Raw genomic sequence first — 22482 nt, forward strand, 5'->3', positions numbered from 1 at the left:
ATGACGATCAAGGCGTCGCCCCAGCTGAACAACCTGCTGTTCGTCCTGATCGGCGAACGGCTGCTGCAGGCCGACGAGGATCTCGCGTACGCCAGCCGGAGGCCGTACCACCGGCTGGCGGACCGGCTCACGGACCTGTCCACCGAAATCGAGCGGTCGGTCGTCGGGATCAGCAGGTCGCTGCCGCCCCAGGTGGGCGCGAACTACCTGAAGTCGATGAAACTCTTCATCGACAACGGTGGCACCAACCATCTCCGGGACTTCTCGTCCCAGTTGAAGACCATCGGTGACGGACGCACCGAGACGTCGATGAACATCACCGAGTCCAAGTGGCAGATCATCGCCGAGCTGGTCCGGCTGCTGATCGAGCTGTTGATCATCATGGTGATGTCGATCTTCAGCGGGGGTGCGTCGGCGAGCCAAGCCGCGGTGGCGAAGGCCCGCAGTCGTGTGGTGCTGCTGACCGTGCTGGACGCGCTGCTGAAGCGTACGCATCTGATGCCCAGTCTGAGCCAGGCTTTCGAGGAGGCGTTCCAGACCTTCGCGGTGCGCCTCGCCATGATCGCCGCGGGACCCGAAGGGCGTCGGCCCAAGGGATTCGACTGGAAGGCCATCGTTCGGGACGGCTTCATCGGCGCCATCGCGGGGTTCGCCCATGGCGGGTTGTCGTCCGGCTTCGACAAGATTCTCAAGAACATCAAGGGGCCGGCCAAGAACCTCACGAGCGACGTGACGTCCAAGGCCTCCGGACCGTCCCCGTTCTCGGTGAAGAACCTGGGCAGCACCTCGCTGAACGACACCAAAAACTTCCTGGTGGCGGGAGGTTCGGAGACGATCGCGGAGGTCCTGGGGGGCGGAATCACCACCGGGAACTGGGCCACGTCCTGGGACACGTTCCTCGGTGCCGGCATCAGCAGCAAAGCGGAGTCGGTACTCGGCCATGCCGCGTCGACACCCGGCACCTGGGTGCACAAGAACTTCGCCGACGTGAAGGTGGACACGTCGAGCCGGGAGAATGTGTCCGACGCGTCCGACGGTTCGGGGAACAGTTCCGAGGACACCACCGGTACGCACACGGGTACAGGCACACCGCCCACGAACACCGGCTCCACGTCTGCCCCGTTCACGCATACGGCACTGAGTACGGCTGCCACGTCGGATCAGGGAAACGGCCTCGTCAGCGATCCGGACGACGGGAACGAGCGGCCCGACAGGACCGTGAACTCCCCTGTCCCCACTGCGCGGAGCCTCTCCACCTCCTCCCACCCGCCGACGAGTTCCACGCACCGGTCACTGGTCCCGGACCGGATCGACGACACCGGACCGGGCAACGAGTCCGAGTCGGAGCACGCCCCCTCGCCCGTTCAGCAGTCCGGTCCCGCCACGAAACCCACGGTCTCGCACGGGTCCGAGGAGAGCAGGAACGACACCGGGAACGGAAACAGGAACGAGAACGGGAACGACACCGGGAACGGGAACCGATCCGCCGATGTCGTGCACGGCGGCACCGACGCATCGGACGACACCGAGCCCAGCAGCGGTGTCCTCACGGAGAGCGGGAGCAGCCCGGCGGCCTCGTCCCACCAGGCCTCCGTGCAGTCCGCGCCGACACCCGAACACGAGGTGTGGAAACAGTTCTTCGACAGCTCCCCCGACGGACTGGACCAGGACTTCGACTCCCTCACCGACGAGCAGCAGGCGCTGCTCGACCGGATCGGCGAGGAACGCGGTACCGCGCCTCCCACGATCGACGAGGTCAATCTGCGCAGGGACGTGATCGCCCGGCTCGGTGAGCTGGAGGAGGGTGTCGTCGTCTACATCGACGACGCGGCGAACTTCGGCCACCAGGCCGCCGCGACCATGCTGATGGACTCCCTCAACGCGCTCGGGCACACCGGACCCATCACGGCCATCGCCACCGAAGACGTCCAGGAGCGGCTGAAACTGCTGCTCAACGAGGACCTCAGCAAGCGTGTCACATGGCTGACGGGCACCTTCGACCCCAGCAGCGACGTGCAGGATCCCCCGTTCCCGTCCCAGTCGGCCGGTTCCGGTTCCCGGAGCGACGACCGGCGTCTCGTCCTCGTGGCGGCGAGCGACCGGCTCACCGGTGAGCCGGACGACGCGCGAAGGTTCCTGGACTACATGGACACCGACCGGGCCGTCGTCCTGAAGCCGTACGCCTGGGAGACGTCGCACCGGCTGCTGTACACCCGGGAAGACCCGACGGCCGCCGTCACGGTGACGGATCTGGAGCACGACGAGAGCGACGGCGACCACGCATCGGGCCGCACGATTCCGAACCAGTCGCTCTTCAACTTCCCCACCCCGTTGCTGACCGGCGAGGAACTGAACCGGCTGATCGACCGACACAACGACATCACCCCCGAGCGCGCCGCCGGCCTCAAGGCCGTTTCCGGGGCCGTCCACAACGGAACCATCGACCTCATGCCGGTCTACGGGCTGCACAATGTCGTTCCGCAGTCACGCGTCTCGGCCATCAGCTCCCTGGCGCAGGGCATCCACGACGCGCGGCTGGGCAAGCCTTCGGTGATCCTGACGTTCGGCACCGTCACACTGGACGGAGCCAAGAAGTACGAGCCGCAATGGCTGCACACCACGTCCCTGGCGGACGAGAACCTGAGCCGGACACTCGACGCTCTCGCGCCCGACGACGTCCTCGTCGTAGACGGTGACAAGCTTCCCCAGGAGGTGTTCCGGCAGATCTTCCGCCTGGGCGAACTGCCGGCCGTGGTCGAGGGTGCCAACACCAGCAATCTGATGCAGCTGCTCGGGCGCCGCTACATCTCCTCGGTGACCCGCCACACCCCGTACGACACCCTCGATCCGGAGCAGGCGGCCCGCCTGCAGAAGGTGACGGACGCCGTCACCCATGAGACGGAGTGGGGAGCGGAACTCGAGTTCTCGGACGGCTGGCCGCGGGCGGAACGTACGGAGACGGCGCTGTCCGTCCTCAAGGCCCTGCCCGCGTCCAAGGACGGCACCGGTGGCCTGAGGCTGAGCCAGGACGAGATGGCCCGCCTTCTGGCCGGGGGCGACAGGGCGATGCACACCGGCCGCGGACGTCGGTACGACGTGCTCGAACCGGCCCAGGTCACCGAGATCCTCGGCACCGCCGACGAGGTCGCGGCCATGCTCGACTACGAGGCCATCGGCGATCGCACAGCCGTCCCGCCCCCGCCGATCACCGTCACGCCCGCTCAGATCCGGCAGCTGCAGGCTCTGGTGCGGGCGAGACATGAGCAGCATCTCGACTCCGTGCGTGCCGAGTTGGCGGACTTCTCGGTGACCCCGGTCGCCGCGCGGACCGCGGTCATCACCGATGCCATCAAGGACATGCGCACCGAGGGTACAGCGCTGAACCGCTACTACCAGGACCTCAGGGCCAAGGCCCGTGACCCGTACAACGACCAGATGCTCCAGGCCCTGCGTCTGGTGCTGACCGGCCGTGGGCCGCTGCCGGCACCCGTGCCGCCGCACCGCACGGTCGGGCCGTCGCCGGTGGCCACGGTGTCCCGACAGACCCTCCCGGCACCGGTCCGACCCGCTCCCCCGGTCCGGAGCACGTCGCCCGCACCAGCACAAACGATGACCTCCAGCCGCTCGTCGATTTCTCGTGAGGGCAGCGAGAACGAGACGACGGAAACGGATGGGGAGTCCCGCCTTCGAGCCCCTGAAACGTCGTCAGGGCCCGCCGCTGCCACCGGGCAGCCCACTGAGCCCACCGCTGACTCCGACAACGACTCGCTCAACGGCCTCGACTTCGGCCTCTTCGGCTCCGGCAACACCTCTCAGGAATCCGGCAACGATTCCGACAGTGACTCCCTCGATGGCGTCGACTTCGACTTCTACGGCCCCGGCAACACCCTCCACACCCCCTCTGAGGAGCCACTCACCCCGACCCTCGAACCACTCACGACCAGCGCCTCTTCCCCACCGCCACGGCTCGTGCTCAGGTCCGCCCGCTCAGCCGACGGCCCGAACGTCGACTCGGACGACATCGTCCGGCAGTCGGCCGTGGGCAACACGAGCGGTTCCTCGGTCCTGGCCTCGTTCACGGAGCCGGACTGGTCCCAGCGGAGCAACCGCTTCGGCTTCGTGGCCGACTCGGCCACCTTCCAGGACCTCCACCACAGCGGACAGTCCCTGTACCGCAGGCAGCGCCAAGCGCCCTGGCACAAACAGAGTGTCTCGTTCTTCGCCGCGCACGGCACCCCCACGCGGGTGGTGCTGACACGCACGGACGGTACGACCATCGAGATCAGCGGCAGGGAGCTGGGCCGGTATCTGGACCACTCCACCGACCTGGGCCCGCAGGACCAGCCCATCGTGCTGTACGCCTGCTCGACGGGCGCCTCACCCACCCACGGTGGACTGTCCGTGGCCCAGCACGTGGCCAATGTGACCGGCAGAACGGTGTACGCGCCGACCACGACCGCGGGTACGGTGCTCAACGCCGAGCAGCAGGTGCGCCCCGTCCTCTTCCGTGACAGCGAGAACAACCCCGGGCAGTGGGCGACGTACGTTCCCGAGCCGACCGGCGACGCGCTGGACGCCCTGGCCCGCGCGGCAGGGCTGCACACCACCGAGGGCGTCCCCCATCCATGGGTCACGACCAGAACGCTCCAGCTGGTCCGTACCCTGCGCGGCGTCTTCGGTACCCGGATCGAGCAGTCCCCCGACCATGCCTCCTTGCTCGGCGCGCTCGGAGCACTGGACACCGAGCGGTTCACCGGGGACGAGGCGGTCTACGCGCCGTACCGTGACCCGCGGATGACGCCCGAACTGCTGCAACGCATCGCCACGGAAATGGCCGGATCGGAGGCCCCCGGCCTGGACCGGTATTCCGCACTGTTCAGCCGCGTCCTCACGGCATCGGGTGAGCCGGGCACGGAACCGCAGCACGAGGACGGCCTGTCCCCCGCCCACGACGCCACCCGCGACATGCTGGAACCGTCGCAGGAACAGCGGGAACAGCAGGAGCCGCAGGAACAGCCGGAGCAAGAACAGCGGGAACAGCAGGACCAACCGCAACAGCAGCAACAGCCCGAGCAGGAACAGGAGCAGCAGCAACCGGCGCCGCCTCCGGAGCCCGCCGCTGAGGAGGTTCAGCTCGTGGTGGCGCAGCTGGACGACCAGCGTCCCGCCACCGTCGACGCACGCATGGAACCGGCGCCGCCCGAGGGTGCCGTCCAGCAGTTCCTGGACCAGTTGCAGCTGCCCACCTACATCACCGGTGACGGCAAGAACCCCGGTTCGGGTTTCACCTACGGGGAGAGCCAGGTGATCCAGCGGGGTGTCGACGGCGTTCTCGCCCACATCACCGCGTCGGATCTGCCCATACCCGCGCAGCATCCGAACCCCGAAGGGAACAACCCACTCGCCGAACTGGAGCAGGCGCTGAAGCGGACCCCTCATGTGTTCCACGGGGACGGCTGGATCTCGGAGCCCTTCAAGGACACCCGGGGACGCCTCCGCCAGCTGCGGGTATCCCAACGGCCGCAGGGCCCCTGGTCCATGCTCACCAACGACAAGGGTGCACCCATCACCCTCGATCCGGTGAAGGTGGATCAGATCCACCGCAGCCAGATCACTTCCGGGAAGGCCCAGACCGCCAGTACCTCAAGGCAGTTCGGCGTCTCGGTTCCGCTGGGCCCGCCGGGTGGACCCGTGTCCCCGTTCGGCCGGGTGGGTCTCTCGCTGGGCTTCGTGAAGTCCGTCGATTTCAATCTGCAGGACCAGACCCTGAGCCACGTGGAGACCCGCACCTTCGACGAGTCGCATCTGTATCTGGGTGATGTGATGTACACCGTCGAGCTCACGGACCCGGCCCCCGCACAGCGCGGGTTCCTGGACCGGATCGCCGGACGGTTCCGCGCCACTCCACGGCCGGACGCGGAGCCGGGTCCGGACAACGGGACGAAGCCGAGGATCACGTTCGGTGTGAAGAACGGGGTGCTGCTGCGTCTCTCGGACCACCTCACCGCCGAACTCTCCCCGCAACATTCCCCGTTCGAGATGCAGCTCGGCGAACACAGCGACTACCGCACCGTACACACCGAGGGACACGGGTCGGTGGCGGAGATCCACGCATGGGCGGTGAAGGAGTCCGGGGCGGTCGTCGGCTCGAGGATCCACAAGGAGCTCACCCGGTTCTTCAGTTCGGAGAATTTTGTCCGGACCGCCGACCGGATGACGCACGGGCCGATCACCACCGAGCCCCTGTTCACCGAATCCGGCACACCCACCGGGGTGTTCGTCGTGGACAAGGTCGTGCCGAGGAGGGCCACACTGCTCTCCGAGACGAACGTCGCCGAAATACGCAATGCCATCCAGCGCGTGATCAAGAACGACCGGACCGTGTCGTCGGCGTACAGCCAGGACCTCCAGTTCGCCCTCGGCCCCAGCTTCAACCCCACCGGATACTTCACCAGCCATGCGCGGCCCCGCGTGCAGGTGGCCGGCGTGGCGCAGTTCGGCAACCGGTCCACGCGCACCACCGGTTTCGGAGGAACGGGCAGTCGGAAGATCGTCGGACGCGCCAGGAAGGTCCCCACCGATCTGTACCTGGTACGGAAGTCGGTGTATGTCCGCAAATCCGGACAGACCCAGGCCAAGGAATTCTCCGTCTGGGCCCTCGACCGGATGACCCGTGCGGAAGCGCGCCGGCTCGCCGGGTGGGACGATGGTACGAAGCTACGCGTACGCCCCGTGCACCCGCACGTCGAGAACACGCCGGCGCAGGCGTCCCAGAACCCCGTGCCGGAGCAGAACGGCGAGGCGAACGAGGCAGCCCTCGCGCCACACCCGGGCGAACCCCGACCGCCCGCCTACCTGCCCCGGAACAACCCGACGCTTCTCGGCATGACCCGGCTGGAAGCCATCCTTCCCGACGGTCCGCCACCGGCCGGCCCGGACAACGGCAATGAGGGAGCAGGCGGTCCGGCCCCGTCCCCCGCCTCGTTCCTCACCCTGCTGACGGACCAGGTGATCGAGGCCGTGGCCGAGCAGCATCCCGGACTCGTCGCCCCCCTCTCGGCGTTCACCTCCCCCACGGACACGTCGAAGGGGTGGCGCGGCAACAACCACTTCAACAGGGCTCTGCTGAACACGCTGACCGTCATGGACGCCCTCACCCACCACAGTGTGTCGGGACAGCTGGAGTCCTTCGCCTCCGACGGGCTGCGGATCCGGCTGATCGACGTCACGGGCACCAAGCGCAAGTACCGCTGGATCTGGGTCAACGGCTCGCTGACCGGGCGGCGTTACGAGGGGACACGCAATGAGCTGATCCTGCGGAGCAGCACTCCAGGGACGCAGCGGCTGGACGGCTCGGCCACGGTGGCCCACACCAGGGAGATCGGGGTGGACATCGGGGTGTCGGCCCGTCAGACGGCTACCGACTCCTTCGGCCAGCCGATCAACAGCGGTGTGATCACCCCGTCGGCGCGGTACGCCTGGCAGAACACGCGGCGCACCGGCTCCGGTGCCACGGTCGCGTACGAGTCCCTGCACGCGACCTCGGGACCGTCCCATCTCTTCAGCTATCAGCTGTCGGTGACCGTCAGCAGCGGCGGTTACTGGCGTTTCCGCGACTCGCTTCGCTTCCTCGGACTGCTCGGATCGAGAATCGCCGTCGGACGCCACGCGGAGACCGATCTGATCGGCGGCCGGGCCCGGCGCCCGGCACTCACCGGCAGGGTGCTGCTCAATGTGCCCGATGAACACATCCCGCCGACGGCGTTGCCGGAACAGGAACAGGTCGCGGATCTCCGCCCCATCGAACTCGACACCTCACAGGTCCAGGCCCTGCTGGACGGCAAGGAGATTCCGCCGCCCCTGGAAGCGGACCCGGACCTGAATCCCGACGCGAACCCGGAGGACCTGCCGCTCATCGGGCCGCCGAGGCCCCTGCATCCGTTCGCCGATCTGCCTCATCAGGTCATCGCCGTCTCCGGCGCCCCCGTACTCAGCCGGGGTGTGGAGCAGCTGCTCAAGGACGGGTCGGGCAACGCCTGGCATTTCAGTCTGGACGGGGCCGCGCCGCACGATGCCGTGATGCGTCAGTTCCAGCCGCAGGTCGTCGCCTCGTTCCTCGACCAGTCCCTCACCCGGGCGGGCATGCGGATGGTGCAGTTGTTCGGTGTCGGACCGTACGCGAACCGCATCGGCAAGCTCGTCCACCGGGTGGCACTGCTGCGCCCGGTCGTGCAGTCGAAGCCCATCGGGGTGGAGACCGAGCTCACGCTCGGCGCCGAGACCCAGGTGTCCCACATGAAAACCTCGGTCACTGTGGCCAAGGGGAACCTCAGCCTCGCCTACGCGCGCAGCCAGGACCAGGGCCCCTCACTGGTCGGGACGTACGGACTCGTCGTGACCGGGACGTCCAGCCGCGGACAGTCCGCCACGGTGACGAACACCGTCGCGGTGGAGAACGACCGGGACGACGAGAACCTGAAGTACCTGGTCTCCGCCGATGTCCAGCACGAGATCGGCTTCATGACGCACGCCCACGGGCTGCTCAGCCCGCTGCGCAAACTGCTGCCCGCGCTGCGCTCGCACTACGCGGGTCTCCAGCTGACCATGCCCTCCAGCTGGCTCGGGCACATGCCGGAGAAGACCGCACACCGGCTGGGACTGGTGGGCGGACAGCTTCCTGCGGCGCCCCGGTACGAGGAGGACGCCTGGTCCCCGTCGCCATGGCTCAAGGCCACCCCCTTCGGTTCGTTCCCCGTCAACTCCCTGGACTCCGCCAAGGCAGCCGAGGCCTTCGACAAGCTCCTCCTGGCCCAGGGGGTGGACGGCGCGGGACGGGACCACATCCGCGACATGGTGACACCGCGCGCGCTGCTCGCCCTCCGGCAGCAGATGGCTGCCGCTCAGGGCGGGGTCACGGCGGTGACCCGCACCGCCTGGACGAAACTCGGCGAGGTGTCCCTCGGCTCTCAGCGCGCGACCGTGCGGATAGAACTCATCCCGGGATCGACGCAGTTCGACGGGATAGACCACAGTGTCACCTTCCAGGAGAACCTCGGCATCACCGAGACGATCGAGGTGAGCCACGCGAATGCCGTCACCAAGACGCTCGGCCTGTCCGTCACCGAAGCGGTACGGACCCACAACGAGGACGTGCCCACGTCCGGCCCGGCCCTCAACGAATCGCTGTCCGTGACCCAGCAGCGGACGATCGCCACTTCGACGAGCCGCATGAAGAACTACACCTTCTATCCGAACGAGCCGCACGCCGACTTCCTCACGGACTTCACCCTGCGGATGGTGCTGGTCAAGGCCGACGGAACCGAACTTCCCCCGGTGGAGGGCAAGGTCGGTACGCTGCGCGAACAACTGCCGCTGAGCATGACGGTGCCCAACAAGTCCGGCATCGGCCCCAACCAGGGCCCCCCGGTCCCGCAGCAGGATGCCGCCCCCGCCCACGGGAATCCGGTCGAGCAGGACGACAACGAGGACTCCGAGGACCCGCCCATGCCCGTCGAAGCACCCGCCAAGGTCACGGTGCGACGGTCCGGAGCGCTCGCCGCGGCGGAGATCGCGGCGTGGCGCCGGGGCGCCGGCACGTCCGCGTTCACCATGCCGTCCAATGGCTTCATGCCCCGCCGGATCACCGATACCGGAAGAACTCTCGACGCCGCCCATCTCGCCATGGCCAAGGCGTTCAACACCAAGCTTCCACACCTGCCCCAGAAGGGCGGCCCGATCGACCTCACCGGCGAGGAGTTGGTGTCGGCGGCACAGAAGGCACGGCTGACCGGTCCCGCCCGTCAAGGGCGGGCCTCGGGGCAGGCGCTGTCCGACGGGATCTCGAGCACGCAGACGGCGGCCTTCTTCGCCAACACCGCAACGAACCAGGGCTATCTGGCGGCCACGGTGCACGATGCCACGGTGGCCCTGGACACCTGGGGCAGCTACCGGCTGTTCTCCCGGCCACAACTGCGGGAGGCGGTCCTGCTGAGCGTCGCTCCGGAAGCCACGATGGAGAGTCCCGAACGGCAGACCGTGAGCGCGGACGTCTCTCTCACGGAGAGCGGTTCACAGGCCACGATGCTCGGTCCGGTCGTCGGCACGGCTCCCCCGTCGCTGGGCTCGGTATCGCCCGCACCGACAGGGAGCGGGGTGCACACCGGTGAGGCAGGGACGCTCAAGGTCACCTCGGCCGACGGCACCCAGTTGAACGTGAAGCCCAAAACGGGCCGGGCGCTGCTGTTCTCGATCCCCACGGACTGGCTGGGCGAGGCAACGATCGTCCACGGCAAGGTCGTCAGCGCCCTCGGACTGCCCAGGAGCACGTCACAGGTCGTCGAGTACCGGACCAACGTCCTCGCATGGGTACGGGAGGACGTGGCCCGCGAACTCGGGCTGATCGACGACACGACCTTCCCGACCGACGTCACCGACGCCTGGACCGCGGTGGCCGCGGCGAGCAAGGCCTGGGTCGACGCGGACAAGGCGCACTGGCAGATCCGGCGCACCGTCCTGGAGGCGACAGGGGACGAGCAGCCCAGCCCCGAACAGGCGCGGCAACTGGAGGAGAGCGCCACCTCCGCGCGCCGGGCGATGCAGGAGTTTCGCAGGGTGCGGGCGGCGGCGGACCGGCTCACCCACTGGCACCGCCAAACGCCCCGTCTTGTCGGTCCCCCGCCTCCGCCGGTGACCTTCACGGCCCCCGAGGCTCCGGCCGGCCCGGTGGTCCCCCAGTACACCGGCACCGCGGTCGGGGCGAACGCGGCGGCGCAGGAAGGAGCGGCGCCCACGCTCGTCTCTCCGTCCGGCGACCGCTACGCCCTGCTCGACGTTCCCGAGGACGGCGACGCCTTCTTCCACGCGCTGACGGCCGGGCTCCGCCACAACGGTGTCCTGCTGCCGGGCCCCACCGGCCGGGCCGAGGACACCGATACCCCCCTCGACGATCTGCTCGGACGGATGACGACCACGCTGACGGACGACCCGGGCGATCTGCTGGACTTCACGACCCCCGACCTCCTCGACCGGTTCGACCCGCAGGAACTGGCGGACAACGGGCCGGTGTTCGCGGAAGGATCGCCCGAGGCCCGCGAGTTCGCGGACCGGGCACGCACGCTGCCGTTGTACGCACCGCTGTCCGCCGACGAGCGCCAGGCTCTCGCCCTCGCGCAGTTGCGCCGCCCCGGCAACGCGCCCGACCGGACCGGCTGGAACCACGGAACCGCGGACCTGCTGCCGGCGCTCGCCGCCAGAACCTTCGGGGTCAAGGTGACGGTCGTCCGGGAAGACGGCACGTTCCAGGAGTTCGCCCCTCCTGCCGGCACCCCGGCGGCCGGCCATGTCGTGCTGTACCTGAAGGACCACCACTACCAGGCCGCCCTGCCTCCCCCGGCCCCGGAGTCGGAGCCGGAGCCGGAGCCGGAATCGAACGACGGAGACACCTCGGGCAACCGCAACCTCGCGAACGACGGGACAGACACGGACTCACCGGACTCCGACTCCGGCCCCAGCCGCGAATCCGACCGCGCCGCCGAACCTGAGCCCGAACCGGAACCGGACCCTGAACTCGAACCCGAACCTGACTCCGAACCCGAACCCGAACCCGACCCCGAACCCACCCCCGAACTGTCCCTGGCAGACGCGGAATCGGAGGACGGAGCCGCCTCGGAAACGGGCTACCTCGCGGACGACGAGCCCGATACGGACTCACCGGACTCCGACTCCAGCTCCGAATCCGACTCCGACTCCGAACTGTCCCTGCCGGACACGGAATCGGAGAACGGAGACGCCTCGGACTCCGACTACCTCGCAGACGACGAGAACGAGAGCGAGGACCCGTCGGGGCCACCTCCGGCCCCGACGGCGAACGCTCCGGGCCCGGAGGTCCTCGGCCGGATCCTCGACACGTACGGGGTGCGGGACATCGTCGTACGGCAGGTGCATCTGCGCCCGCTCCACGACCCGCTCAAGTCGGCGGTGGCGACGCTGGAGCTGGCACCCCAGGGCCTGTCCATGCGGGCGCTCGGGCTGACCGACGACCAGGTGCTGACGGTGCTGGCGCACCACCGTCAGCTGTCCCCGGAAGCGGTGGAGGAGTTGCTCACCCATCCGTCGTACGCGGACGTCCTCCGCCACACCCACACGCCGGCATCGGCGTCGTCGGTGTCCTTGGTGTCGATGCGGGGGACGACGGCATGACGAACACGCACAGGGATGCACAGATGCAGCACACCGAAGGGTCTGCGGGACAGGCCCTCCCGCCCGTACCCGATCACATCCGCGAGGCCGCACGGCAGGCCCCCGACCACTGGATCGGTGTGGTCGACCCCGGATGGACCGACCCGGCCCCGCCCCCGCCCTGGGCCCTGGCCGGGGAGTGGCGTTCGGGGCTCGACGGCTCGGTCGTGGAGTGGCAGCCCAATGACGCCTACCGGCCGTCCCCGCTCGCACTGGGCTGGCCGGATCCGACCGACCCGGTGGACGCCGCCGTGCAGCTGGCCGTCACCGGTTACGGGCCCGTGCAGGATGCCGTGGCAGCCCTGGCCGAGGCGGAAGTATCCGTGCTCCGGGCGCCGGGCGGCGGTGCGCTGACCGTCACCGGGGAGGACGGGGCCCCCGCCGTGCCCGTCTTCACCTCCGCGCCCCACCAGGTGTTCGAGGGCGCACTGGCACACGATACGGTCACGGTCGCCGAACTGGTCCGCGCGATCGCCCCCGACGACGGCCGCATTTCGGTCAACCCCGCAGGTCCCGCACGCCTGTTGCTCGAGGCACGGCAGGTGCTGGAGGCTGTTGCTCCGCCGGCTCTGCCCGGTCCACCCGGTCCGCCCGTTGCCACCGGTTCCGCCGATCTGCCCCGTCACTCCCCCACCAGTCCCGTCACCCAGAGGACCCCATGACCACGTCCAGGAACGAAGAATCAGCGGCTGCATCCGAGTCGGAGGTCCACGCCACCGCGGAGGCCACCGGCGCGGGCGGGACATCGGTGCGGACGGCACCGGCCAAGGGCTCGGCCGAGAGCGGCTCGGCGAAGGCGTCCGGGTCCCGGGACGAGACCGCTCGACCGGCCGCCGAAGAGGCCGCCGGGGAGAAGAGGACAGCGGCTCCCCTGTCCGCAGGCGCGACCCTGGGTGTCTCCGGGGCAGCGCAGGCGCACGAGGAGGAGGCAGAGGAGGGAGAGGGAGAGGGCGAGGGGCAGGAGGCGGAGCAGGAAGCGCGGAACGGGTCCGAGAGCGCAGCGACGTCCACCGCCGCTGCCGAGACGGCTTCCGAGACGGCTTCCGAGACGGCTTCCGAGACCACGTCCGAGACGGCCTCCCGGACCGCCGACGCCGAGACCACCTCCGCGACAGCCACGGCGGAAGAGACGGAGGAGGAATCCGCCACCACCACCGGCACCGCCACCGCCACCGCGCCCGAGAAGACGGGCCGCCCCAACAAGGCGCTCCTCGCGGGCGCCGCCATCGCCGGGGCCCTGCTCGTGACGGTCCCGTTCCTGGTCCATGTGGGCGACGGCGACGACGGCAAGCGCGCCGCCCGCAGCGGCGAGGTCCCCGGTACCGTGCTCGGCTCGGGCATGAGTGGCATACCCGGCGCCTACGCGTCCGCGGCGCCCTCGCCCCGCGGCACCGTCGGCGGGAAGTCACCCGTCGGCAGCGACAGCAAGGGTGACGGCCCCTCCGCCGATTCCGCGAACGGGTCCGGACCGATCCACGAAGGCGGGGGCACCGGAGGCGCGGACACCACCGGAAAGAAGGCCACCGGCAGCAAGAAGACCACGGCCGCGAAGGCCGGCACCGGGACGACCGGCACCGGCACGACCAGCACCACCAGCACGTCCGGCACGGGCGGCACATCGGCCGGCGGTACGACGAGCAGCACCGCGCAGAAGGCCGCAGCACAGTCGACCGTGGTCTACACCGGCGTCACCGGGCATGGCTGCGCCACCCCCGCCGGTGGCGGCTACCAGCAGGACGGCTACTACAGCGACGGCTCCGACGGCTGGAACACCCGATCGTCCGGCGGCTCGACCGGCAACGGATGCAACGGAAGCTATGCCACCGTCCCGATGTCCGGGGACACCGCCGTCGACGGCGAGAACCGCGTCAAGTGGTGGTGGAAGCCCGGCACCGCGGCCCATACCTGCCAGATCTCCGTGTTCATCCCGAACAGCAACACCGCTCTGGACGTCGGCGGGCACCCCACGACGTACCACGTCCTGGTCAATGCCAACGACCGTACGACCAAGTACAGCAGCTTCACCATCAACCAGGTGGCGCACCGCGGCCAGTGGGTCAACGCGGGCACCTTCGCGATGAAGGGCGCCACGATCGGAGTGAAAATGCTCGACCGGGGAGACGACTGGTCCTCCGGGTGGGAGAAGGCGCACCACGCCGCCGCTCAGATGAAGGTGACCTGCCGGTCCTGACCCGCGGAACCGGTCATGCCGGGGCCTGCGCGGCCGCGCCGGGGTCGGCCTCTCACATGAGGCCGGCCCGGGTCACGAACATGGCGACCACCACGACGAGCGTCCAGCCCAGCACCGTCTCCAGGAGCTTCGAGTCGTCCTTCGGGCCGCCGGTCCCCGCGCGGCGGTGCGCGGCGAAGAAGGTGGCGGAGGTACGGGCAGCAGTCGCGGTCATGGCATCTCGCAAGGTCGGCCGGCGATGGAAGTCCCCCGAGGACCCGTCCACAGTGCCAGCAAGGTGGGTCCCCGGGGTAGAGACGTCCGTCACTGCCCCGGGGTCCCCGCCCGTGTCGGCGGATGCCGACGGCGGCCGGAGCCCGCTTCTGAGCGGGCGTCGGGTACGCCGGGGGTACCGACAGCAGACGCCGACTGTGCCCGAAACCACACCGCCGCTTGCGTCGGCGTGCTCGGTGCGGAGCCAGTTTTCTCCACCCGGGAGGGTGGCACTGCACACATGTCACCCTCCCCCACGCATGTGGAGGTCACAGGCGTGGAGTGGGTCGGACACGGAGTCTCACTTGCGGCCGACGCCTCCGTACATCGCCACGTCCGGCGTCGGCGTCTTGGGCCGCCACGCGGAGCAGGACACCACACCGGGCTCAAGCAGCTCCAGGCCGTCGAAGTAGCGTGCGACCGCGGCAGGGGTCCGCTGCGTGAGCTTCGGTGTGCCGTGCTCGTTCCAGAACGCCACCGCCGCGTCGACATCCGGCATGTCGGGGTGAGTGACCGTGTGGGACAGGACGAGGTGGCTGCCGGGGGCAAGCGCGTCCATGAGCCGGCGGACGATCGCGTACGACTCCTCGTCGTCCTCGACGAAGATGACGACCCCGAGCAACGTCAGCGCGACCGGCTGCGAGAGGTCGAGCGTCTTCGCTGCGGCGGCCAGGATCGTGTCGACGTCCCGCAGATCGGCGTCCAGGTAGTCGGTGCGCCCCTCGGGCGTCCCGACCAACAGTGCCTGGGCATGCGCCAGTACGAGCGGGTCGTTGTCCACGTACACGACACGCGCGTCGGGGGCGATGCGCTGGGCGACCTCGTGTGTGTTGTCGGCGCTCGGCAGCCCCGTCCCGATGTCCAGGAACTGCCGGATGCCCTCCTGCTCAACCAGGTGGCGCACCGCCCGCCCCAGGAACAGCCGGTCCGCCTTCGCGTACTCCCCGATCCCGGGATGCAGCTCCCGGATCCGGTCACCGGCCTCCCGGTCAACCGGGTAATTGTCCTTGCCGCCGGTCCAGTAGTTCCATATCCGGGCGGTGTGCGGCCGGGACGTGTCGATGCGCGATTCGATGTCGGTCACGCCGTCAACGTATCGCAACGCCCGGCAACTCCCTTGTATCACTAACGAATTGCTCTCCATTGCTCACGGCATCCGCCGCTGATCCCCTCCCGCACGGACGGCGCATGGGCTGACTGCCCTGCGGTTCTGGGGATTTCGCGTTCGAGGTGCCGGCCACAGCGGTGGAGTACGTCGCCGAGGAGGACCAGGACCGGCGCACGAGGGCGGCGAGACGCCGCCCTCGTGCGCGTCCGTCAAGCGCGGGCCTGGATCTTCAGGTCGCCGCGGGTCTGTACGCGGATGTGGTCACTGGCGAGCATGGCGTGGGGGAAGCCGAGGTCGATCGCGCTGACCTCGTCCAGGCGCACCATCTGGGACCGGGTCAGGTCGACCTCGAGTGCTCCCAGGTTCTCCTGCAGCTGTTCGACAGTTCGCGCCCCGATGATGGGCACGGTCACCCCTGGGTTGTGCAAGGTCCAGGCCAGTCCGACCTGCGCAGGGGTCCGGCCCAGTTCCGCCGCGACCTCCTTGACGACATCCACGATGGCGAGGTTGCGCTCGGTCACTCCGCCCAGGGCCAGGTTGAAGCTCTTGCGGGCGCTCCCACTCTGGCCGGACGCCGGTGCGGTCACGTCCTGACGGCTGTACTTGCCGGTCAGGACCCCACCCGCCAAGGGGGACCACAGCACGGTTCCCAGTCCCAGCTCCTGGGCCATCGGCAGAAGGTCACGCTCCCCGGTGCGTTCCACCAGGTTGTACTCCAGCTGTAGTGCCGTCAGTGGCGACCAGCCGCGCAGGTCGGCGATCGTCTGCATGCGTGATATCTGCCAGGCAGGGGTGTTGGAGATGGCGACGTAGAGGATCTTGCCCTGGCGTACCAGGTCATCCAGGCCACGCAGGATCTCCTCCACGGGAGTGGTGGAGTCCCATACGTGCAGGTAGAGCAGGTCGATGTAGTCGGTGTTCAGCTGCCGCAGGCTGGTTTCGACCGCGCCGAACAGACTCTTTCGGCCGGCGCCACCGGAGTTGGGGTCATCGGGCCGGCGCAGCGTCGTGTACTTGGTCGCCAGGACCAGACTCTCGCGCCGGTTACGGGCGAACTCGCCGAGCATGCGCTCGGAGGTGCCGTTGGTGTAGGTGACCGCGGTGTCGATGAAGTTCCCACCCCGCTCGACGTAGAGGTCGAACAGTTTCCGCGCCTCGTCCTGCTCCGCGCCCCAGCCCCAGTCGTTGCCGAAGGTGGCCGCGCCGAGCGCGAACGGTGAGACCCGTAGGCCGGAACGTCCCAGCTGCCGGTAGGTGTCGAGCGTGAGCGCCATCGCATTCTCCTGTGAAGTGTGTTTCCTGGCGTGTATTGCATGCGGGCCGGTCGTGGGCCCGTGGATGCTCATCCGGCCCCGAGCCCGTAGCCGCCGGCCACGGTGACGTCCTGGCCGGTGTTATGGTCGGCGGCGTCCGAGGCGAGGAAGGCGACTGCTTCCGCGACCTCCTGGCTGGATCCGAAGCGCTCGAAGGGAATCTTCGCGCACATGGCGTCCCGGCCGCTCCGGGGCACTCCCCGCTTGTCGAGCCGTGGGGTGTCGGTGGCCCCGGGGCTCACGGCGTTGACGCGGATTCCGCGCGGAGCCAGTTCGAGCGCGAGCGAGGGCAGCACCGCGCATCGGATCGGACGACGAGCAGGTCGTCGGGGAGCTCGGACCGTGCCCGCGCGAGGGAATCAGGATCCTGTCCGGTGACCGCAACCCCGTAGCCGCGGGCGTGCAGCAGCTCGGCCGTCGCTCTGCCGATCCCGGTCGTCCCCGCCGGTGATGAGCGCTGTAGGCATGGCAAACCTTTCGTCGCTGAAGCATGGGGCGAGACCGCTTCACAACCGGGGAACTCCCCGGTTACCTCACCGTACACTGAAGCGGGGACATCCCCAATTCGCTCCCGAGCCTCATCCGACACTCACGATCGCGAAGGTCATGACACCTCCACGCAGCGCCCTGCGCGCCGACGCGCAGCGCAACCGCGAGCAGCTGATCGCCACGGCCGCCGAAGCCTTCGCGTCCGGACGTGCGATCTCGCTGGATGCGATCGCCAAGCGCGCGGGAGTAGGGAACGCCACCCTGTACCGGCACTTCCCCACCCGGGAGGATCTGGTCGAAGAGGTCTACCGGGACCAGATCCGGCCCTTGCGCGAAGACGCGCGCACCCTGCTGGCTACCGAGCCCCCCGCACAGGCCCTCCGCGCGTGGATGCTCCGATTCGCCGACTGGGCCGGCGAACGACGCGGCATCTGCGAGGCCCTGGTCGCCATGAGCGCTTCCGGCCGCTTCGGCACCGGACCGGTCTGCGACGAGGTCCAGCAGGTCCTGGCGATGGTGCTCAAGGCCGGCGCCACAGCAGGAGAACTGCGCAGCGACATCGACCCGACCGACGTGGGCGGCATCCTCGCCGGTTTGCTTTCCGTAGCCGGCGCACCCGAGCAGCGCCCCCAACTGAACCGCATGCTGGACGTCGTCGTCGACGGACTCAGGCCCCGCTAGGCGATACGCCAGCGGTTAGGCGAGGCGTCGGCCTCTCCCGGACGACATGGCTGCCGTCGCGGCGGTCGTGGTACCCCAGACCTTGGTGAGGACCCGCTGGAGGATGAGCCGACCTCGAAGCGGAACTGGCGCTATCGCCAACCGCTGTACCGCCGCCTCGACGCCGGGCTCGTGCCAGCGACACATCCCACTCCGAGAATGCCACCCGCCTGCGCGGGCTCGGTGGTTCTGTGGAACGCATAGTTTTCCAGGGGGGATCAGCTTCAGATCTTCCGTCGCGTATAGCAGCATCCACCGGTCCACAGAAGGCCGCGCTGACATGACGAAGCCCCCGCCTTGCCAGAGGCGGGGGCTTCGTCGTACGTGAGATCAGGTCTGGCACTGCGACGTCGCGGCGCTGCTCCAGTTTGACCAGGCGCCTCCGGCCGGCCGGACGTGGACGCGAATGGTGATTTTTGCGTTGACCGGGCCGCAGATGCGGGTTGCGGAGCCGATCTCGAAGGGGCCGATCGTGGAACGGCGTTGAACGACCGTGCGCCCGTTGCCGAGTTTCGTCCAGCTACTGGAGCCCTGGACGTTCATGAACGCCTCGTAGTCGACGTAGGAGGCGTGGGCGCGGGAGTTGGTGATGACGGCGTGCGCCTTGATGTCGCGCCACCAGATCTTCCCGTCCTTGAACCGCTCGGCGCTGATGCAGCCTTGTGCGCCGATGTTCTGGGTGGAGACGGCGCCGCCGCAGGCGATGGCGGCGGCGTGAGCGTCGGCGGGTACGGCGAGGGCGGTCAGCAGGGCGGCTCCTGCCGCTGCGGCGAGGCGTTTCATGTGCATCGTGCGGTCCTCTCGGTCAGGTGTGCGCCGGCAGCCATCATGCCGAAATACCGGCGGTTGACGTTCAGTTCGCGGGTGTGTCTGCGACGGGAAGTTCTGGCCCCACCAGAACGGTGAAAGTGGCTCCGCCAAGCGTTCGAGCGCCGGTCCTCTGTGTGGTCCGCGCACAAGCGCAGCCAGCGAGAAGAGGCCGTCAGGGGCCCGGGGGAACGGTCGTCCGCCCGTTCGGAGGGTGGGGCCACTTCTGCCTGCTCCCCCGGGGCCGCTGGACCCCGTTCAAGCTTCACCGAGGAGTCGCTGGCACACCTGCCACAGCATCCCTGCGCGAGACGCCTTGACCAGAACCTTGTTGCCTGGAGCGCAGGAGCTTTTCCAGGAACTGCGCGGCGGTTTCGTTGTCGGCGACGATCGCGGTGCCCCCGGCTCCGGCGGCGGCGAGGGCGAGCTGTTCCACGAGATCGCCACCGACGGCGACGACCAGGTCCACGCCACCCAGAGTGACCAACCAGGGCTGTCCAAGCAGGAATACGCGACAGCTCAACCTGCGGGCCTACCAGTCTCGCGCCAGATCCAGCTCCGAGCGTCACACAGCGCTACATGTCCGTTCGCCGTAGTTGTACGAGAACAGGGCCGGCATCGGGGTACCGGCCCGCACACTCCCTGGGCATGCGTGCGGGCCGTCTACTCATCGAGCACACGGCCCAGTTGGGGCGCATGAACACATTCCCGAGGTGCGGAAATCCGAACACGCCGTGCGCCGCCCCGCCTTGGGAGTGCCCGCACACCGGCTTGTCCGTGCCGCAGCTACACGCTCTCCGGCACGTCGGCGGGAGCAGGGCGGCGGGCCACCCACAGAAGCGCGGCAGCAAGGGCCGCGGCCGCCACCCCGAGGAGGCCGACGGCGGAGGCGAGGCTGCCCGCCGGTCGCTTGCCCGCGAGCAGCACCAGGGGGCAGAGGAACTCGCCGAGGAAGAAGGCCGCGGTCCACAGGCCCATGCCGCGTCCGCGGTCGGCGAAGTCGAGGCGGGCCATGGCCTGCGTGACGAGGGACGGCAGCAGCATCCCGGTTCCGACGCAGTTGACGACGGCGCCCGCGATCAGCAGGGGGAGGCCGTCGGCGAGGCCCATGAGCAGGAAGCCGGCGGCGCACAGCGCGAACAGCACGGGAAGGCGAGGGCGCCGGTTCGGGGAGACGCGAGCGAAGAAGACGGAGCCGAGGACGGTGGCCGCGCTGGCCACCGCCGTGACGGCGCCGATGGTGCCGGTGGAGTCGACGCCCACGTCGTCGAGGAGGTAGGCCATCTCGACGGGCACGGTGTAGAAGACCACGGCGCCGAAGACGGTGAGGAGGCAGACCCCCGCCATGCGGCGAACGGGGAACGGGCGCCGGGGAGTCTGCGCAACGGTCTCGCCGCCGTCCTTCGGCGGGACGGGTGTCGGCAGAACGCGGGCCATGACGGGGGCAAGGAGCAGACCGACGGCGTACAGCCAGAACGGGGCGCGCCAGTCGGCCGCTCCGAGCGCGCCGCCGAGGACGAAGAAGACGGTGGCGGAGGCGGCGGCGCACATGGTCTGGAGGGCGAGGTAGCGGTCGCGGAGTTCGCCGCTGTAGTAGTCACCGATGAGGGTGGTGCAGACGGTCATGATCGCCGCTTCGGCCACGCCGACGAGGACGCGGCTGATCAGGATGGCGTGGAGGGAGTCCAGCCAGAGCGGGGCGGTCCCGAAGAGGGCGTAGAGGACGGTGGCCGCGACGAGCAGGCCCTTGCGGCCCAGTCGGTCGACGATGACGCCGGCGAAGGGGGCGAGCAGCGCGAGGGCGAGCGCCGGGACGGTCAGCACGACGGGGACGAGTGCCGAGCTGCCCGGCACGGTGGCGAAGTGGTCCTGCATACGGGGCAGTACGGGGGCGAGAAGTACCGCCCCGAGGACGGGCAGACAGCTTCCGGCCATGAGCACGGCGACCGGAAGGCGTCCTGCCGGGGCGGTGTCGTGGTCGGGGGACGGCGGTGCGAGGGGTGCGGGCATGACGGCACTCCAGGGCGGGAAACGGGCGGAGGTGACGCCCGGTCGGGGACGGCGTGCGTGAGCAGCGCCAGGACCGGGAGCTGAGGCGCCCCTGATTATGCGTGCCGGTGGGCGCGGCGCCCACCCCTTGTCCCATTTGTGATCATGGTGGTATCGATCCACCGGAGGGATGGTGCCCGAACAGGCGATTTCGCCTCGCGCCGGCCCCGATCCGGGCCGGGGCGCGCCGCATCCCATGGCCCGCGGCGCACCCTGGCAGGAGGCGGGATCAGCGTCCCTGTTTCCGCAGCAGCGCGTCCAGCCGTGGGTAGACCCGGCGGGCGTTGCCCGAGAAGATCGCCGCGCGCTGGTGGTCGGGCAGGTCCGCCGCGTCGACGTAGCGCTTGGTGTCGTCGAAGTAGTGGCCCGTCTCGGGATCGATGCCCCGTACCGCGCCGACCATCTCCGAGCCGAACAGGATGTTGGCCGGGTCAATGACCTTCAGCAACAGGTCGATGCCGGGCTGGTGGTACACGCAGGAGTCGAAGAAGACGTTGCGCATCAGATGGGTGTCGAGCGGCGGACGGCCCAGCATGTCGGCCAGGCCCCGGTAGCGGCCCCAGTGGTACGGCACCGCGCCGCCGCCGTGCGGGATGACGAGCCGCAGGTCAGGGAAGTCGGCGAAGAGGTCTCCCTGCAGCAGCTGCATGAACGCCGTGGTGTCGGCCGCCAGGTAGTGGGCGCCCGTGGCGTGGAACGCGGGGTTGCAGCTGGCGGAGACGTGCACCATGGCCGGTACGTCCAGTTCGCACATGGCCTCGTAGAGGGGGTACCAGTACCGGTCGGTCAGCGGTGGCGCGGTCCAGTGGCCGCCGCTGGGGTCGGGGTTGAGGTTGAGGCCGACGAAGCCCATGCCGACGCAGCGGCGCAGTTCCTGGACCGCGTCGGTGAGCGGGGCCCCGGCGGTCTGCGGGAGTTGGCACACGCCGACGAAGGTGTCCGGGAAGAGATCCGCGACCCGGGCCACCAGGTCGTTGCAGGCGCGGGCCCAGGCGGCGGAGACGGCGGCGTCGCCCTCGTGGTGGGCCATGGCCGAGGCGCGCGGTGAGAAGAGCGTGAGGTCGGCGCCGCGTTCGGTGAGCATGCGCAGCTGGTTGTGCTCGATGGACTCCCGGATCTCGTCGTCCGTTATATACGGGTACGCGGGGGCCGGTCTTCCGCCCTCCAGGAAGGCGGCGAGCTGGTCACGCCGCCAGTCGCCGTGGGGCGCCGGGGCAGTGGTGTAGTGCCCATGGCAATCGATGATCATCCGCGAACCGTCCTTGCTGTGAGTGCTGGGGGCGAGCGCACGCGCATCGTACACAAAATTGTGCGCA

At 69.3% G+C, this 22482-nt stretch carries 12 protein-coding genes; 4 read left to right on the forward strand and 8 right to left on the reverse strand.

Annotated elements, in window-relative coordinates:
• Genes AB0L71_RS02010 through AB0L71_RS02020 form a run of 3 tightly spaced genes read left to right on the forward strand, consistent with a single transcriptional unit; the run spans window position 1 to window position 14428 of the window.
• A complete protein-coding gene (locus AB0L71_RS02010; RefSeq protein WP_365236839.1) occupies window positions 1-12198 on the forward strand; it encodes a hypothetical protein in 12198 nt (4065 codons plus the stop codon).
• Between the two features lie 23 nt (window positions 12199-12221).
• On the forward strand, window positions 12222-12899 hold the full coding sequence (locus AB0L71_RS02015; protein ID WP_365236841.1) for a type VII secretion system-associated protein: 678 nt from the start codon (window positions 12222-12224) through the stop codon (window positions 12897-12899).
• Window positions 12896-14428: a hypothetical protein gene (locus AB0L71_RS02020; protein ID WP_365236843.1), complete on the forward strand. Its 1533-nt coding sequence runs from the start codon at window positions 12896-12898 to the stop codon at window positions 14426-14428. The genes AB0L71_RS02015 and AB0L71_RS02020 overlap by 4 nt, the downstream gene beginning before the upstream one ends.
• 52 nt (window positions 14429-14480) lie before the next feature.
• On the opposite strand, the gene AB0L71_RS02025 is transcribed toward AB0L71_RS02020, so the two are convergent.
• The 4 genes from AB0L71_RS02025 to AB0L71_RS02040 form a co-directional block, all read right to left on the reverse strand.
• Window positions 14481-14642 (reverse strand): SCO1431 family membrane protein, encoded by a 162-nt coding sequence (locus tag AB0L71_RS02025; RefSeq protein ID WP_365236845.1) that lies wholly within the window; start codon window positions 14640-14642, stop codon window positions 14481-14483.
• 339 nt (window positions 14643-14981) lie between these two features.
• Window positions 14982-15764: an SAM-dependent methyltransferase gene (locus tag AB0L71_RS02030; RefSeq protein WP_365236847.1), complete on the reverse strand. Its 783-nt coding sequence runs from the start codon at window positions 15762-15764 to the stop codon at window positions 14982-14984.
• A gap of 233 nt (window positions 15765-15997) precedes the next feature.
• Complete coding sequence (locus AB0L71_RS02035) at window positions 15998-17062, reverse strand: aldo/keto reductase (RefSeq protein WP_365236849.1); 1065 nt, start codon at window positions 17060-17062, stop codon at window positions 15998-16000.
• Window positions 17063-17130: 68 nt separating this feature from the next.
• Entirely contained in the window at window positions 17131-17397 is a 267-nt protein-coding gene (locus tag AB0L71_RS02040; protein WP_365236851.1) for an SDR family oxidoreductase, read from the reverse strand.
• A 310-nt stretch (window positions 17398-17707) separates the two neighbouring features.
• Here AB0L71_RS02040 and AB0L71_RS02045 point away from each other — a divergent pair, with 310 nt between their 5' ends.
• Window positions 17708-18271 (forward strand): TetR/AcrR family transcriptional regulator, encoded by a 564-nt coding sequence (locus AB0L71_RS02045; RefSeq protein WP_365236853.1) that lies wholly within the window; start codon window positions 17708-17710, stop codon window positions 18269-18271.
• A gap of 369 nt (window positions 18272-18640) precedes the next feature.
• Here AB0L71_RS02045 and AB0L71_RS02050 read toward each other — a convergent pair whose 3' ends face one another.
• The 4 genes from AB0L71_RS02050 to AB0L71_RS02065 all read right to left on the reverse strand — a co-directional run bounded on the left by AB0L71_RS02050 (window position 18641) and on the right by AB0L71_RS02065 (window position 22415).
• Complete coding sequence (locus AB0L71_RS02050; protein ID WP_365236855.1) at window positions 18641-19099, reverse strand: hypothetical protein; 459 nt, start codon at window positions 19097-19099, stop codon at window positions 18641-18643.
• Between the two features lie 283 nt (window positions 19100-19382).
• Window positions 19383-19586, reverse strand: coding sequence for a hypothetical protein (locus AB0L71_RS02055; RefSeq protein ID WP_365236857.1), 204 nt, complete (start codon window positions 19584-19586; stop codon window positions 19383-19385).
• A gap of 317 nt (window positions 19587-19903) precedes the next feature.
• On the reverse strand, window positions 19904-21127 hold the full coding sequence (locus AB0L71_RS02060) for an MFS transporter (protein ID WP_365236859.1): 1224 nt from the start codon (window positions 21125-21127) through the stop codon (window positions 19904-19906).
• A gap of 268 nt (window positions 21128-21395) precedes the next feature.
• On the reverse strand, window positions 21396-22415 hold the full coding sequence (locus AB0L71_RS02065; protein WP_365236861.1) for an amidohydrolase family protein: 1020 nt from the start codon (window positions 22413-22415) through the stop codon (window positions 21396-21398).
• Window positions 22416-22482: the final 67 nt, after the last annotated feature.

Source organism: Streptomyces sp. NPDC052052, assembly GCF_040680455.1.
GTDB lineage: Bacteria > Actinomycetota > Actinomycetes > Streptomycetales > Streptomycetaceae > Streptomyces.

Coding starts and splice junctions, on each gene's coding strand:
- AB0L71_RS02010 (WP_365236839.1), top strand. CDS start 1: ATGACGATCAAGGCGTCGCCCCAGCTGAACAACCTGCTGTTCGTCCTG.
- AB0L71_RS02015 (WP_365236841.1), top strand. CDS start 12,222: ATGCAGCACACCGAAGGGTCTGCGGGACAGGCCCTCCCGCCCGTACCC.
- AB0L71_RS02020 (WP_365236843.1), top strand. CDS start 12,896: ATGACCACGTCCAGGAACGAAGAATCAGCGGCTGCATCCGAGTCGGAG.
- AB0L71_RS02025 (WP_365236845.1), bottom strand. CDS start 14,642: ATGACCGCGACTGCTGCCCGTACCTCCGCCACCTTCTTCGCCGCGCAC.
- AB0L71_RS02035 (WP_365236849.1), bottom strand. CDS start 17,062: ATGGCGCTCACGCTCGACACCTACCGGCAGCTGGGACGTTCCGGCCTA.
- AB0L71_RS02045 (WP_365236853.1), top strand. CDS start 17,708: ATGACACCTCCACGCAGCGCCCTGCGCGCCGACGCGCAGCGCAACCGC.
- AB0L71_RS02050 (WP_365236855.1), bottom strand. CDS start 19,099: ATGCACATGAAACGCCTCGCCGCAGCGGCAGGAGCCGCCCTGCTGACC.
- AB0L71_RS02060 (WP_365236859.1), bottom strand. CDS start 21,127: ATGCCCGCACCCCTCGCACCGCCGTCCCCCGACCACGACACCGCCCCG.
- AB0L71_RS02065 (WP_365236861.1), bottom strand. CDS start 22,415: ATGATCATCGATTGCCATGGGCACTACACCACTGCCCCGGCGCCCCAC.